General features: G+C 37.0%; 14 protein-coding genes. 5 read left to right on the top strand and 9 right to left on the bottom strand.

The features are described from left to right. Nucleotides 1–40: 40 nt before the first annotated feature. Together QF028_RS32015 and QF028_RS32010 are read left to right on the top strand one after the other, a co-directional pair. Complete coding sequence (locus QF028_RS32015) at nucleotides 41–289, top strand: hypothetical protein (RefSeq protein ID WP_214715430.1); 249 nt, start codon at nucleotides 41–43, stop codon at nucleotides 287–289. A 74-nt stretch (nucleotides 290–363) separates the two neighbouring features. Continuing rightward, nucleotides 364–558, top strand: coding sequence for a hypothetical protein (locus tag QF028_RS32010; RefSeq protein WP_410882309.1), 195 nt, complete (start codon nucleotides 364–366; stop codon nucleotides 556–558). Between the two features lie 38 nt (nucleotides 559–596). Here QF028_RS32010 and QF028_RS32005 read toward each other — a convergent pair whose 3' ends face one another. From QF028_RS32005 to QF028_RS31980, 6 genes are all read right to left on the bottom strand, one after another. Then, complete coding sequence (locus tag QF028_RS32005; RefSeq protein WP_429471762.1) at nucleotides 597–908, bottom strand: hypothetical protein; 312 nt, start codon at nucleotides 906–908, stop codon at nucleotides 597–599. Between the two features lie 53 nt (nucleotides 909–961). Beyond that, nucleotides 962–1,933 carry a glycosyltransferase family 2 protein gene (locus QF028_RS32000; RefSeq protein WP_429471760.1) on the bottom strand — a complete coding sequence of 324 codons (972 nt, stop codon included), beginning with the start codon at nucleotides 1,931–1,933 and terminating at the stop codon, nucleotides 962–964. Between the two features lie 273 nt (nucleotides 1,934–2,206). Continuing rightward, nucleotides 2,207–3,385 carry a C39 family peptidase gene (locus QF028_RS31995; protein ID WP_429471757.1) on the bottom strand — a complete coding sequence of 393 codons (1,179 nt, stop codon included), beginning with the start codon at nucleotides 3,383–3,385 and terminating at the stop codon, nucleotides 2,207–2,209. 213 nt (nucleotides 3,386–3,598) lie between these two features. Beyond that, nucleotides 3,599–4,801, bottom strand: coding sequence for a DHHW family protein (locus QF028_RS31990; RefSeq protein WP_429471755.1), 1,203 nt, complete (start codon nucleotides 4,799–4,801; stop codon nucleotides 3,599–3,601). 17 nt (nucleotides 4,802–4,818) lie between these two features. After that, nucleotides 4,819–6,237, bottom strand: a complete 1,419-nt coding sequence (locus tag QF028_RS31985) for an MBOAT family O-acyltransferase (protein ID WP_429471752.1) — start codon at nucleotides 6,235–6,237, stop codon at nucleotides 4,819–4,821. A 371-nt stretch (nucleotides 6,238–6,608) separates the two neighbouring features. Continuing rightward, nucleotides 6,609–7,880, bottom strand: coding sequence for a serine hydrolase (locus QF028_RS31980; RefSeq protein WP_429471750.1), 1,272 nt, complete (start codon nucleotides 7,878–7,880; stop codon nucleotides 6,609–6,611). Nucleotides 7,881–8,254: 374 nt separating this feature from the next. Between QF028_RS31980 and QF028_RS31975 the strand changes: the two genes are divergently transcribed. Continuing rightward, nucleotides 8,255–9,184 carry a LytR family transcriptional regulator gene (locus QF028_RS31975; RefSeq protein WP_410882295.1) on the top strand — a complete coding sequence of 310 codons (930 nt, stop codon included), beginning with the start codon at nucleotides 8,255–8,257 and terminating at the stop codon, nucleotides 9,182–9,184. A 271-nt stretch (nucleotides 9,185–9,455) separates the two neighbouring features. Beyond that, on the top strand, nucleotides 9,456–10,031 hold the full coding sequence (locus QF028_RS31970; RefSeq protein ID WP_429471748.1) for a 3D domain-containing protein: 576 nt from the start codon (nucleotides 9,456–9,458) through the stop codon (nucleotides 10,029–10,031). Between the two features lie 62 nt (nucleotides 10,032–10,093). On the opposite strand, the gene QF028_RS31965 is transcribed toward QF028_RS31970, so the two are convergent. Together QF028_RS31965 and QF028_RS31960 are read right to left on the bottom strand one after the other, a co-directional pair. Next, complete coding sequence (locus QF028_RS31965) at nucleotides 10,094–11,509, bottom strand: L,D-transpeptidase family protein (RefSeq protein WP_429471746.1); 1,416 nt, start codon at nucleotides 11,507–11,509, stop codon at nucleotides 10,094–10,096. A gap of 383 nt (nucleotides 11,510–11,892) precedes the next feature. Beyond that, the gene (locus QF028_RS31960) at nucleotides 11,893–12,819 is read right to left on the bottom strand and encodes a CPBP family intramembrane glutamic endopeptidase (protein ID WP_429471744.1); all 927 of its coding nucleotides are present in this window, start codon (nucleotides 12,817–12,819) and stop codon (nucleotides 11,893–11,895) included. Between the two features lie 428 nt (nucleotides 12,820–13,247). Here QF028_RS31960 and QF028_RS31955 point away from each other — a divergent pair, with 428 nt between their 5' ends. After that, on the top strand, nucleotides 13,248–13,547 hold the full coding sequence (locus QF028_RS31955) for a DUF4359 domain-containing protein (protein ID WP_429471742.1): 300 nt from the start codon (nucleotides 13,248–13,250) through the stop codon (nucleotides 13,545–13,547). 179 nt (nucleotides 13,548–13,726) lie between these two features. Here QF028_RS31955 and QF028_RS31950 read toward each other — a convergent pair whose 3' ends face one another. Continuing rightward, nucleotides 13,727–15,508, bottom strand: a complete 1,782-nt coding sequence (locus QF028_RS31950; protein WP_429471740.1) for a hypothetical protein — start codon at nucleotides 15,506–15,508, stop codon at nucleotides 13,727–13,729. Nucleotides 15,509–15,516: the final 8 nt, after the last annotated feature.

Genomic DNA, 15,516 nt, shown 5'->3' with positions numbered 1-15,516 from the left:
TCGAATAAGTTATAGATAATCCTAGAAAGAGGTGGAAGGTATGAGTAATCAAATGTTGGAAATTCAAAAAATAAGAATTTTTTTTGAAACTGTTGATCAGGATACTTCCGTCGAGAAAATAAGAGCAATGGGACTAAGTTTGATTTCCATTATTGATGAAATGATACAACAAAATCAGCTCCTCAAGGATAAATGGCTTGAGGCCAATGAAGATCTCCACTGGCTAAGAAAAAGGGCTGATGACTGGATGTTAAGGGCTATGGAAAAGGATTCCCAAGTTAATAAATAAAGTCTACTTTAGTATGATTAATAATTTATAGGACAAAATATTATACAAAGTTAACTGAAATAGAAGGTGGTACTATGGCACTATGTGCTGATTGCGGACGGGAAGATATTTCATACTACTTAATAAATGGTTTTTGTGAGGATTGTATTGAATATAATAGTATTTCTGAATGGAATGATGAGGATGAAGATGGAGATGAAAATGGAGATACTGGCAATGTAATGCCCTTAGATCCTGTCCTTCATTTATTACAAACAGATGAAATTTGAGTTGAGTTTTTTGGAATCGGTGAGGAGTATAGTATTCCTCACCTTTTGCTTTTTACCATTGCACTTCTAAGAAATTTTATTGTTAGAGGTTTAATTCTCATTAGACGTCTGGCTTTTTCTTTCATAACAAAGATCAAATATTCCGTACTGTACCGGATATCTTCTTTCCGAATAAATTCTACGGTCTTTATATTATCTTTATCGACTCTCCTGATCTCAAACCAACCTTTTATACATGGATAAACAATATGCTCCTGCCCAGGTATTTCATAGTGATTGGCTGGTATAGATTTAATGGAAGGTCTAGTATAAGTGATTACATTTGCCCGTTTTGTTTTCATTTTCCACATGGTGGTCACCTCTATATTTTTTCTGTATTCCTCTCATGTCCAGAATAAGGTTTCTACATTTGGACTGAAGCCAGTTTATGAATATCATTTTCTTTTGCCACTTCCATAAAGTAATGGAACCGAGGTTCTAGAGAAGTAAGTAAGCTGTCATCCACATGGTTGTCAATAAATCTTTTTGTTTCACTTAACCAGTCTTTTTTTTGTTCTTGTGTTAACCGGGAAGTTAATAGATGCCCACGTAAACGGCTGGCATGTAGAAACCGATTTAAGAAAGCAACCTTTAACCTTGTTTTATATGATTCATCATGGTTACATTCATGTAAAAATTCCATGAGTCGATTAAAGGAAAAAAAGAATTGCTCTGCAGGGAAATACTTTACACTCAGATTCTCTTTCCCACGCGATACAACGAAGTAATAATGATAGTCCGCGAGTACGGTAATAACCTTAGCTGTCACATAGCATTGCATGACAAAAAGCTGATCTTCACCCACTACGGCCTTTGGATGGAATCTAAAATCATTTTGTCTCAGAAAAGAGAGCTTAAACATCTTGTGAGGTGCTAAAGAGTTAACTAAATTATCTTTGATAATATCAGCCTTCGGACGGTTCCCTTTTTTAAACATAGACCCAGGTACTTTGCGCCCATTGATACCAACATACTTGCCATAAATGACATCGGACTGATTTTTTTTTGCTTCTATATAAAGGCGTTCTAACGCTTCTTCTCCTAGGAAATCGTCATTGTCCAGGAAAAGAATATATTCACCACGAGCCGCATCTATCGCATCGTTTCGTGGAATCATTGGGCCTCCTGAATTATCAATCCGATCAATTAGAACAATGTTACTCATTAACTTACTAAAGTTCTCAATAACTTCCTTACTATTATCTGTAGAGCAATCATTCACACAAATGACCTCAAATTCTGACGCATCCATCGTTTGGTGCATTAAGGAATCCAACGTTACATTCAAATGTCTTGCCGCGTTATATACAGGTATAGCCACTGTAACCTTTAACAAGTCCATTCCTCCAACTAGGTAGTCCAAAATAAATTTATATGTATTACTTTTTCACTTTTTGTATCAATATATAACAGAAGCTTAAAAATAAGAACCTAACTTCGGGTTACATTCATTATTCCCGTATTAATCTCGTATTAATCTTGATTGTCTGTGTTATAACGCAAAAAAGGCCGCCAAAAGGCCGCCTTAAGTTTTGTATTCACGTATTTAATACCATAAATTCCTGGAAAGCACGCGAATAAGATGACAACCGGATAAAGCAATTGTTAATTAATAAGATATGGCTCGCTTACTTTGGTTGCCCCATAATCTATTAAATTCCGCTTTGCTGATTTTGGCATTCTTTTCCCCTGTCCAGCAATCATTATAGTAATAATTAGATTGATCAAATCCTGTTAGCACCAATGCATGCACTGAAAAACCATGCATACGTGAAACCAAAACAACAACCGGTTTATTATTTACTAATTGTTTTTCTATTGTTCCATTACTAGCACCTGTTAGGTTTTTGGCACTTCCAGCATATTCCTTTACTAATCCCATTAGGGCAGGAGGATAAATAGTCCATCCTGATCTTGTAAACGGATTCCCAACATAACCAAGGTTTGGATTACTTGAATGCCTTGGCATTTTTTTCGCTAAGGTGACTTTATCGACACGCACGCCTTTATACTGAAGCATCATTGTGACTGCAGTAATTTCACAACCTGTTGGCAGCTCTGGCCTTTGATTGATCAAGGGTACATTTAATTTAAGACTACTGACCTTAGATGCGTGGTTCCCGTAAACCGTTTTTGCTTGATATTGATACCATGAAAGAACGCGTTGTGTTCCTTTTTCTCTTTGAGTAGCCTGGGTCACATATCCTAAATTATTTAGGGTATAGCTAAACTTGATATTTTTCCCGTGGGTGCCATACACCGTATTAGGGTAATACTCGTATCTAGTAAGATTTCGCTGGGTTCCTTTTTCTCGTAATAAAGCATTTGACACATACCCGGAGGCATTAAAGTTCTGGACATATTTGATATTTTTCCCATGGGTACCATACACAGTGTTTGGGTAATACACATACCTCGAAAGAATTCGCTGCGTCTGTTTTTCTCTTAAAACAGCATTGGTCACATATCCAGAGGCATTAAAGTTCAAAACATACCTGATATTTTCCCCATGGGTACCATAAACCGTTTTGGGATAATAAACATATCTAGCTAGAATTCGCTGCGTTCCCTTTTCTTTTAAAACAGCATGGGACAAATACCCGGAGGCATCAAAATATAAGATATACTTAATATTATTTCCTTGTGTTCCATTTACAGCGGCTGGGTAATACACATATTTTTGAGTGGACTTATTTGGTGTCGTCGGGCTTATTGCTTGAGCATAATTCCCTAAAGCAGGGAATAAAAGCACAAGGATCAGTAAAGAAACAGATAATTTTTTACTCATTATTTTCCCCTTCCTAAAAAACCTTAGATACTATTATTATAGCATTATTCACTTATAAGGCTTTCTATAAATTTACCAAAATTCAAAAAGTTAAAAGCCATACTATACGGGTGAAGTTTGCCTAAGAACAACATCCTTATCAGAACCTGTCAACGAAAAAAGCCCTCCATTTCAGCAAAAGGCTTAGATGGAGAGCTTTTTTTACAAAGTTGTTTATTGATTTTCACCCTGCCCTGGATGGTCAAAATTTGTTAAAGCAGGAGTGACAAAAATCGAGTTAATATTATTTAACAGGACAATTTGATCAATTTTATTTTCATCTACATATTTCTCGATTGGCATTTTATTATAATGGCGTAAATCCAATACATGTATCTCTTTATAGTGAGGAACTAGAAATTGAACAAATGCATTGGCATAGGAATCTTTAATGACTAAAAGTTTTTTATTATTCGTTTGATTCGGATTTGTAATCGTCAGTTGCGCAAAATCTCCGCCTAAATAGGCCTGGTAACGATTTGTATACAGATCCTCCATGGTTAAAAAGTCCGTATTGTATAAGCCACTGCGTGATTTTATTCCCCACTTCATTACGTACGGCTTGTGGTTTTCTTTAAGCTCCGCTACAAGGATTTTATCCGTTTTTTTTGCATTTGCACTTGTTGTTTTCCTTGCATCTGAACCATAGAACGGTTTGCCTTTTAATTCCCAAGAATAATCGTTATACTGCGAAATTGAATCCTTCATGTTTTCCTTATCAATAATTTCAGACATTACATTCTGGTACGCGTAAAAAGCGGCCTTAGCTTGCCAGTGATGGTCTGAATAGAAAAACATATAGTCCTCATTCATATGTTTTTCTAAAGTAGCACGCGAGTCAATCGGATGGGTATTCTCATCTAGCTCCTTATATAAGAGGTCCATATTTTTTTGACCATAGCTTGGAAAATAAGAGGGAAATTTATTCTCCATCATCGTCGGTTTATTTGGCATTAATGCGGTATAAACACTAATGTTCTTTTTAGCTAAACTATCGGCCAACTCATTGATTCCACTAGCTATTCCTTTGGCATCAGCCGACGTTCCCTCTGCTATCTGGGATAACAAATAACCGTCTTCCGATACATAGACATCATCAATAATATTTTGTCTAAGAACATTCTTATTAATTCTGCTGTTGGTTTCAATAAACGTATCACGCATCGGAAATTGATCATTGTAATACTGCTCAAATCGCTTGGAATACTCACCGGTAAGTAGATTTTCAGAGTTTAAATCAGGTCTTTGTGCTAAATTTCTATTTTCTAAAAGCGACATTGACTTTGATGGCGTTACAAAAGTAAAGATAAAGAATCCAAAGATCGTTAGTAGGAAAATTGTAATTAAGGCGAGACCTTGTATATTAGCTTTTTTCATAATATCCTCCATACTTATTAAAACCGAAAATAAATAAATGGATTGAAGGTGGATGAAACCACGCTTACAAGCGTTAAGAAGAAAATAACAGCGTAACTTGCTGTGACAATGAAATCCCTGCTGCTTGTGACACCGACTGTTCCCTGCTTTAAGAATCTGTCTTTGATGAATGGGATAACAGGCATGGAAGCGATGATCGCAATCAAAAGGATGATTCCATATTGTGAAATATAAAAACTAGCCTGGCGGTCCCAGACAGGGTTTCCATTGGCACCGAACAAAACCTTCAGATAATTAAACCCATAAGTAAATGTCTCTGCACGGAAGAACACCCAGCCAATCATAACGGCTAATAGTGCATAAAGATGTTGGAATACCCTCGGAATATTTTTTATAAATTTCAGCAAAAAGGCTTTTTCTAACATAATCAATACACCGTAATAAACACCCCAGGCAATAAATGTCCATGCGGCGCCATGCCAAATCCCTGTAGCCAGCCAGACAATGAACAAGTTCCGATAGGTCTTAAAGGTTCCGCCGCGGTTCCCGCCTAACGGAATATATAAATAATCCTTAAACCAGGTACTTAGTGAAATATGCCACCTTCTCCAAAATTCCGTGGCCGAACGAGAAATATAGGGATAGTTAAAGTTTTCAAGGAAATCAAAGCCAAACATTTTTCCTAAACCTATCGCCATATCGGAATAACCCGAAAAGTCAAAATAGATTTGTAAGGAATAAGCAATGATGCCAATCCAGGCCAGACCAACAGATAACTCACTTGCAGGCATTGAGAAAATTTGATCAGCCACCCAGCCGCAATTATTGGCTATAATCATTTTTTTCGCTAACCCTATGATAAATCTTTTGGTACCTTCAGCAAATTTCGGTAACGATTCTTTTCTGTCGGTAATTTGGTCGGCCACCGTTACATAGCGAACAATTGGTCCTGCAATAAGCTGAGGAAACAAAGCTTTATACATCGCCATGTTAATCAGATTTTTTTGCGCCTTCCCGTCTTTCCTGTACACATCAATAACATAGCTTAGTCCCTGAAACGTAAAAAAGGAAATCCCTAACGGAAACGGGATGTTGCCTAATTCAATCGTCGTTCCAAACAAGTTATTTATGTTATCTACAATAAAGTTGGCATATTTGAAAATAATCAGAATGGAAAGATTTGCAAAGACAGTAAGGCCTAACACCCACTTTACCAATACACGTTTCTCTCTATTTTGATCGACTAACAGGGCAAAAACATAATTAAGAAGAATGGAAAGAAATAAAAACAACACAAACTTTGGTTCGCCCCATGCGTAAAAAAACAAACTTGCCAAAAGTAAGACCGTGTTCCTTAACTTTCTGGGTGAAAAAAAATATATAGTTAGTGTAAGAGGCAAAAATAAAAATAAAAATACTGTTGAACTAAATAGCACGATTCTTATCCTCCGTATATGTACCTTTTAAGCCTTTTGGGCTTTTAACCGCATTTTACAAGTTTCTTGCATGATTAATAACTGTTTCGTTGTAAGTCAGGATTTGATTGATGCCGTCTAGACTTGTTTAGTTTTCATACAAATTTTGTCACACTCCCTGAAATTTCGACAATATTTATATAAGATTTTATCAATGATTAGTTGATATGTATAGAATTTGTTAACTTATTAAAAATATACAACTAAAGGAATACACTACTTCTAAAACCATACGGTTACCGTTTTTCCCTTTAAATTTTAATACCTTAAAGGGCTCCCAAACGGAAGCCCTTTTGACAGATATCCAATTCGCTCTTGCTAAAACGGTAAACTTACTTGCCAACACTAAGAGCCGTAATATATTTACTAGCTACATAACCAACTCTCCCACCTATGTCAACAACATAGTAGTCTTTTTCCTTTTTGAAAAAATAGTATTCTTGATATTTATTAATATAGCCAATTACCTTACCTGCCGTGGATTTGTCGACAATAGGTGCCTTTTCTCTCATTTTAATCATACCGGTTTTCGGCTGATTCGTGACCCAGCCGCTTTGAGCATGCTTGATCAGCGCGATCACCGATTTCTTTTCGATATAACCGGTTCCTTTACCAAATTTAATCCCATACCAAGTGCCTTGATTCGAAACAATATGAAGGATTTGGTATTTAGTCAAGGTTCCAATTGCAGCTGTTTTTGACATACTTTGATAGATTGTCACATCTGCTTTACTCTTAAAATATATGGCTGACGCCTTAGCTTTATGATTTTTATTCACGATGGCTGCTAGATCGGCAATTACCCTCTGTGATTTCTCATAGGAAATGCCTTTTGTCATAATTGCTAAAACAAAGGGAGTTTTATCATAAACGATGGCCGCGTCATTATAGATTCTTTCATTCGGGATCATACCCACCTTGTGTGCGACGGCAACTCCCTTAATCCCACGTGGTATAGTAGAATTATAGACTGTCTGTTTCAAATAACCAACGAGTTCTTTGCCAAGCGGACTCTTTTCAGAAAATTGATAAAGTCTTTTCACATAAATCGTTAAATCATTGGCAGAGGTTAAATTTCGTCCATTCGGATAAGCATACTGACCGCCAACGCTTTTCATATACTTGATAAAATTCCCCTGGCCCACTCGTTCCTTTAACATAATGAAAGCAATATTATCACTATACATCATCGCTTTTTTCACAAGATCTCTGATTGTATAATAGGTTCCTACCTTTTGTTTTTGGATAACGCCGCTGCCGCCATAATAATGATAGCTTTTATACTTTAGTTTCTGATTTAGATTGATCTTTCCTTGAGAAGCCTGCTCCATGATAAAGAGGGCGAGAGGCAGTTTAATGGTACTAGCGGCCCGTCCGGAGGTTTTTCCTTTCATTTGGAACACTTCCCCCGTCACTAGATCCTGGTACTGCAGCGTAACTGTCCCGCCAGATTTTTTTATGTAATTAGTTAGTTCAACAGATAACTTATTTGAAAAATCCTGATGTGCCGTTATTTCTGCTGCACTTGCATGTTTACTCGGCATGATTACGGAAAACAAAATAAATGCAATAAAAATTCCCTTTAAAAAATGTCCTGCCTTCAACTCTTTCCCCATCCTTACCCAAATTTTATTTTTCTTAAATTTTACTAAAATTGGCAATATATTAATATATGTTTTGAGTAGAATCTCATCGATTTCTATGCAAAAAAGAGCCTATCTAAAAATCAATATTCTTGATTTTTAGATAGGCTCTTCTTAAATAAACTTCATTTCTAGCATATTGTCCCTAGGGAATTTTTATTTAGCATACTCTATTATGATGGATTACACTATTTAGTTAACAACAATTTGTGTAAAAAGTTTTTCCAAATTATCCAGTTAAAGAATATGTAAGTACTTCAAATAAATGTATTAAATTTCGATAATTTCTGCTATTCTTTAGGTTGGTCCAAAATAACGTTATGGAGGAAAACTAGATGAGAGCTGAAAAGAATAAAAAGAAAAAGAAAACATGGCTCCGCGTAACTGGAATTGTTTTATTACTACTTATAATTGGAATAGGGGTTTACGCCTATTCAGTATATAGCTCATTAACAACTGCTGTCGAAACGATGCATCACCCTGTCGATCGAAAATCCGACAAACGTACCGAGGAAGTATCATTACAAGAAAAGGAGCCTTTCTCGGTATTGCTCTTGGGTGTGGACCAGCGTAAAGGCGATAAAGGTCGTTCTGACACCATGATTGTTTTGTCAGTGAATCCAAAACTAAATTCTGTAAAAATGTTAAGTATTCCACGTGATACCCGAACAGAAATAGTTGGTAAAGGCACCGAGGATAAAATCAACCATGCTTACGCATTCGGCAACGAAGAAATGGCAATGAACACGGTTGAAAATTTCTTGGACATTCCCATTGATTATTTTGTAAAAATAAACATGGAAGGCTTTGAGGATATTGTTGATGCGGTTGGAGGCATAACGGTAAACAATGATTTAGACTTTTCTCAAGGTGGTTACCATTTCCCAAAGGGGCAAGTAACTTTAGATGGCAAAAAAGCGTTAGCCTTTACTCGGATGAGACATGAAGACCCTCGTGGTGATTTTGGGCGCCAATTACGTCAGCGTGAAATTATTCAAGGTGTTTTAAGAGAAGGTGCGAGCCTCTCATCGCTTACTAAATATCAAAGTATTTTTACAGCCCTTGGCAATAATGTGAGAACAAATCTTACATTTGATCAAATGATGGATATTCAAAAGAATTACCGTAGTGCGGCTGGTAACGTTGAGCAAATGACAATAAAAGGCGGCGGGACGAAAATTAACGGAATCTATTACTACATCGTTCCGCAAGACGAAAAACAACGGATTCAAAGTGAACTGAAAACACAATTAGATATTAAATAGTATCAAAAACCTCTGCCGAGATAATAATTGGCAGAGGTTTTTTTGCTATTTAATAATTCACCCGAATAGAAACACAAAGGAACAAATTATATTAAAATGAACTTCCTTGCCTTCATTGTCCGTCACCGACAGACAAATCAATGGTTTTGTCCACGAGTGGTGCCTGACACCTTATTATCATGGTTTTGTCATGAAACTAGTAAGCTATTGAAATATTTGTGTAATATTATTGTGGTAACTTTTATATAACAGAAGGAAGGGGTTTTCAGTTATGAAGAAATTCCTAGTCATGTGTAGTTTGGCAGGTATGTTATTATTCGGAAGTAGCAACGGCGCATCAGCAGCATCCAATACATATAAAGTTAAGAGTGGCGATTCGCTTTATCGTATTGCAAAAACATATAAAATCTCCGTGAACACATTAAAACAATGGAATAAACTTAAATCAAATACTATTCACCCGAATCAAATATTAAAGATTACTAATGTACCAGCTAGTAAACCGGTTGTTAAGAAAGCCAGCACTAGTACGAGTAAAGCACCGAAGTTAAAGGTAGTAAAGACTTTAACAGTTAGTGCAACTGCCTATACAGCGAATTGTAAACGATGCTCTGGCATCACAGCGATCGGTTTAAATATAAAGAAAAATCCAAACCTAAAGGTCATCTCTGTAGACCCGAAAGTAATTAAGCTCGGAACAAAGGTCTATGTTGAAGGTTATGGCTATGCAGTTGCCGGCGACACTGGCGGTGCAATTAAAGGGAAAAAAATTGATATTTTCGTTCCTTCTCATAAAAGTGCGATTCAATGGGGTAGGAAAACAGTGAAAGTACAAATATTAAAATAAGCAAAGTCCCAAGTGAATGAACTCACTTGGGACTTATTATTGTTTTAATGAATTGTTAAAACTTAAGGCAATATTGGTTCTGTTATTGGATCTGTTATTGGTTCTGCTATATCAATAATAAACACTACAGTTGTTTTGTTGCCGGCCGCATCAGTAACCACTAATGTATGTGTTCCCTCTGCACTAACAACTGTTCCTGTTTTCACTGCTTCTCCATCCAATGTTGCTTTTCCTTCATTAAAAGAGATCTTCACATCTTGGCTGTAGCTTTCGTTATTACTTACTCCGCTAACCACTGGTGCTGTTTTATCAATTGTAAATACAACAGTTCTCTTATTGCCAACAGCATCAGCTATCGTAACTCTGTGTGTTCCTTCTGAAGTAACAGCCTTTCCTGTTTTCACTCGATTTCCATCTAACCACGCTGTTCCTTCTTTAAAGGCGATAGTAACATCCTTGTTGTAGAATGCGTTATTACTTACTCCGCTCACTACTGGCGCTGTTTTGTCAATCGTAAACACAACAGTTGTCTTGTTGCCAGCCGCATCAGTTAACACCACTGTGTGTTTTCCTTCTGCTTTCACAACGGTTTTTGTTTTCACTGACTTTTTATCAATTGTCGCTTTTCCTTCTTTAAAGGAGATCGTAACATCCTTGTTGTAAACTCGGTTATTACTTACTCCGCTAACCACTGGCGCTGTTCTGTCCAGCACAACTACCGTTTTAGCCTTGCTGATATTTCCAGATTTATCTTTAGCAGTAAAAGATAATTTTAGGCCAGCCTTTTGTTTCGGAATCTTGACCTTAAATGTTCCTTTGGAATCCGCAGGTTTTGCTGTATACCTTTTTGACCCAATCGCAACAGTGACCGTGGCTCCTTTTTCTGTTTTACCAGATACTTCAATTGTTTTGTCTGAAACAGTATTAACCGTTGGAACGGCAGGAGCTTTGATGTCCATATTTTTGTAATATGGTGCGGCTAACTGATTAAAGCTTTTTTTCGAGGAAACGATCATTACTTTCGTCCTCGACTTTACCTTACTGAACAATTCTCTTACCTCTTTATTATGCATCCGGATACATCCGCCAGAGACATATTTTCCAATCGAACTTTCATTATTGTTACCATGTATTGCGTACGGATATCCGCCATTCTCCTTTTTACTTAAACCCATCCAGCGGTTTCCTAATGGATTACGAGGATCGCCGCCAGCAATATGTTTTTTATAATAGGGTCTGTTTACAATTTTTTCTCTTATGTAAAAAGTTCCCTCCGGGGTGAGTCTTGAAGTTCTTCCTGTTGCCACCCTATATGTTTTTATTAATTTACCATTCTCGTAAAATGCGAGTTTATTAACCTTTTTGTTAATAATAATTAGTTGTTTCTTGGTGGTACTAGCCTCAGCCTCTTGGGCGTTGGGAAAAACTGAAAATCCCAAGCATAAAATAATAAATCCAATCAGAAAACGTTTAAACACAAGTACTTCCCCCTTAAAAATTTCCATTTATTACTACAATACCATAATTAATGTTTTAATAGAAAAGATTAACTCTATATATATTTCGGCAATTTATTACAAACTTCTCGCATCATAAAAAAACAAAATTCACCATAAAAAATAAGAAGATCCATTGAATCATGGTGCCTGACACCACAGCAACACCAATAACACAAATAACGTCATTTCTCGGGAAATACCACCAATTATTTTGGGATTGACGGGCATTGTTTACTTTATGTAGAAAAGTTAGAGAAAATATGGATTTATTGTCGCTTTTTGTAGTAGGATATTAATAGTTTCAAATCATTCTAAAAAATGACAAAAGAGGTTGCCGGACTCACCTGGCAACCTCTTTCCTTTTATTCTACACTTTGCGTCAATTCTGCCATTTGACCTTCCTGAACCATCGTTAACTGGCTCATTAATCGTTTTTGGTGTACTTTTTCTAAAATAAAGAGACTCAAGTGGATAAGTAAAACACCAAGAGTGAAATATTCGACCGCATAATCGATATAGTACCATGAAAGAGTTGCTGTGATATCGTATAAAGCGTGGACAATAACTGTTAGCCAAAGGTTCCGGGTCCATAATAGGATAATTCCAAACATCAATCCCATATTTGCGAAGGTTACAATCGCCCCAATTCGGATCGCCCATGGCTCCTCTGTATCGAGCGTATGGTCTATGCCGAAAAGAATAGAGGTGATAAACAGCGCAGCCATTAGAAAAACATCTCTTGAGCCACTTTCCCAACGCCGCGGAAACAACTTTTTACATACTACAAGCAGGAGAATGATATAAGCTAGCCGCCAAACCTCTTCCAGGCCAGCCAATGTGTCGTTATATAGATCATATCCAATTGTATCTACCTTTTCAAAAATGGACCAGACTGGATCGTCTGGAAGGCCAGCATCCACTCCATCTTCCACATCAAAGGCTTGCGACTCCGTATAGTCTTGAACATATTGATCATAATCCTCATTAAAATCCTCAAATGTGATACTAGAGTACACATTAACAATCGTACTTCCAAGGAAGAAAATGAGAAAAGCACCAGTGAATTGCAGCATGATCTGGCGTGGGCTTTTCTGATGACCCTGCTGATTCCCAAGCCTCCGGTAAAGTTTCCAACCGATAAAAAAGGAGGACACCATGACGGCATCATATAAGGTGCTGGCCATAGAACTGTAACGAGTAAGATAAAGAAGAACCTCTGCCCCGATGGTTACAATGATCATTGCAAATAGCAGCTTTTTTGAAATCGGTTTTGTTAAATTCGTTATCATTCTCATCATTCCCTACCTGAAAAATTTGGCGGAGAAATCCCGTTTCCCCTTACCTGCCCAATATCTTTACTACAATGATCCCGAACGCATTAAATAAAAGCAGGAAAAAGAAACAAGCAATCGTCCACTTCCATTTTCTCGTCACGAAATGATCCCCTCTTTTTCAAAAAATATATTAGTAATAATTTAGCATATTGGTAGGTAAATATCACTAAAATAATAATTGCTTTTTATTACCATAAAAAATTTACCGATAGTCTTCTATTCCAAACGTTCGAAACATATATTTAATCAAAATAAAAAGTTTGATAGAGTCTCAAAAACCGATCAAGCTTTTCTTTTTAAAATTTACAAAGGGATCCTTCCAATTTATACTTATTTATATAAAAATTTACAATTAATAATTTACGAGATAGGAGAATGTTACTATGAGACGTTTTTTTTCGATCATTGTTTTAATCGTTTTGATTTTTATTCTATCAGCCACAAATCCTGAGCGCTCTGCCTATATCGACTGGGCCAATCACAAAACAATGGATAAATCTTCGAGTCTGATAGAAAAGGGATTATTATCTGTTGCTGGGAAATCCATTTTTGATGCGGGAACAACGCAAAAGGATTATTTTATTTTCTCGATCTACAAAACCGATTTTTCCGAAGTAGGTCTGGGAAAAGTCACATCGATTGGCATCTTCAATAAATTCATTACCATCTCGAGTAAAAAATAATCGATAATCAAAAGCCGGTCTCATTAGGGACTGGCTTATTTTTTTTCAAGGCTATGTTAAAGCTTATTGTTAACTTTGGCACCCTGTTGATTGGAGCGGAAATCAACAGGCAAGTTTAACAGCGCCAATCAAAAAAATGACCAAACATCAGCAATAGCCCTTGTTTGGTCCTCTTTCATTTATTCAACTTTTTCTACTTGAAAAACGGGTACGCGAACAGATTCGCCGTTTTCGTCGGTAATATTCTCATAACTATTGAAAGTACCAATGACGGTATAATTCTCATAGATTGTGAAATCGGAATCTCCCTTTAATAATAAATACGTTTTCTCCCATAGTCCCGTGCTATTGTTATAGGTTTCCGATAAGGTTACCAAGGCCCCTCCATTTTGGACTGTATCTGCGAAAGCAGTGAAGCGAACCTTCTCCCCATAATAGTTGGCTATATCAGTGACTTGTATATCAACATAGTCTACCTTTATACTAGAAAACTGATATTCCCCGCTACCATCGGGTTCGAAGAAAGCAAGCTCCCCTTCACCCTGTCCAACAGGATTATCTACAACCAATACTTGCTTTGATTCGAAAGTTAGCTTATCCGCTTCCACATCGAGGATCTTTACCATCGAACCGCCGCTAACTTCATAGGCTATATAATGATGCTTCCGTTCGGATGACTTCGCCTCAATATAAAGGACTGGATTGTCAGAAGTGCTGAAGTTACTATTAAAAGCCAACTTATTAATGGACGCTGCCCCTTCGATCGACCCCTCGGTTACAACCATTGCTTCCTCTCCCGTAAGCTTGCCAAAATATATGCGGCCGTCCGTGGAAATTGCTGCAACAACGCTGTCTGCGCCCCATTTGTTTTTTGCATTTACAACGTTCGAAAACTCTTTTCCTGGATACAGACGTTTTAAAACGCGAATGGGTTCATATTTATCCCAAGCAAGATTGGCACTCGCAATTGATTCAGTCGTGTCCTTTAGTGGTTTTAATGCTTCATAAATGCTAATTGCATCCTCGTATTTATTAGCCTCTATGCGATTCTCCGCTTTAACGAGTAGATCAGAGGTTGTTTTTTCAATATAAGCAAATACATCGGCACCATTCATATTCGCTTCTAACCTTTTGATTGAATTTGCGGCTTCGGCAAATGCGCCATAATCCTTTTTATCGATCGCAGCCGTTACAATCCTTAACAAGTTCGAATCAAGAGTTTGCTCAAGCCAGCTAGAATCCAACGACAATATTCTTAGTGCACTAAACTGCCTGCTCCCCTCGTCAATAATCGATGAGACAGTGCCAGTTTCAACCACTTTTTTTATCTTTGCCGCGTAATAGTTTTTGAATGAAGATTGGATTGCCTCTGTCTTAGCTGACAAACGACTGCCGTAATATTCTGCAGGAATCTTATGGAGGACGGTAAATATCTCCTCCTCTTCAGAAATGTCATTAGCCGTTTCATTCATTAATTTATCCAGATTTTCCTTTTTAATCGTGGAAAAATAACCCTTCATATCCGTATCTAGCTTCGTCAACGCCACCATTTCCCCGTACATATCCTTTTGAACATTGGTGCCTGACACCCACTTTTTCTCGCTTGCCTTCCAACGATCGTATATTTTAATGAGGTTGTCGAGGTCATTTCCTTCATTATAACCAGCAGCTTTTTTATCTAGATCTTCCATGACTTCACGAATCGGAGACAGAATGGATAGCATGAAATTGATGTCTTTGTTATGGTCAGTGACAGAAACATTTAGCTTTGCGGCATGGAACTTTTCCTCTGCAGCGACTAATTCACCGGACTTAAATAATTTTACTGCTTCATTGTAGGTGTCAATTTTTTCATGTGCCAAAACGATTTTTGCGCTAACCAGCCCAAGCAAGATAACCAGCATTAACAAGAAAAAATTCCTAGACATATTCACTTTTCGATAAACGGTAAATTTAAACATATTGAGTA

Source organism: Neobacillus sp. B4I6 (assembly GCF_050434045.1).
Taxonomy (GTDB): Bacteria; Bacillota; Bacilli; order Bacillales; family Cytobacillaceae; genus Neobacillus.
This window is presented reverse-complemented; position numbering and strand designations above follow the sequence as displayed.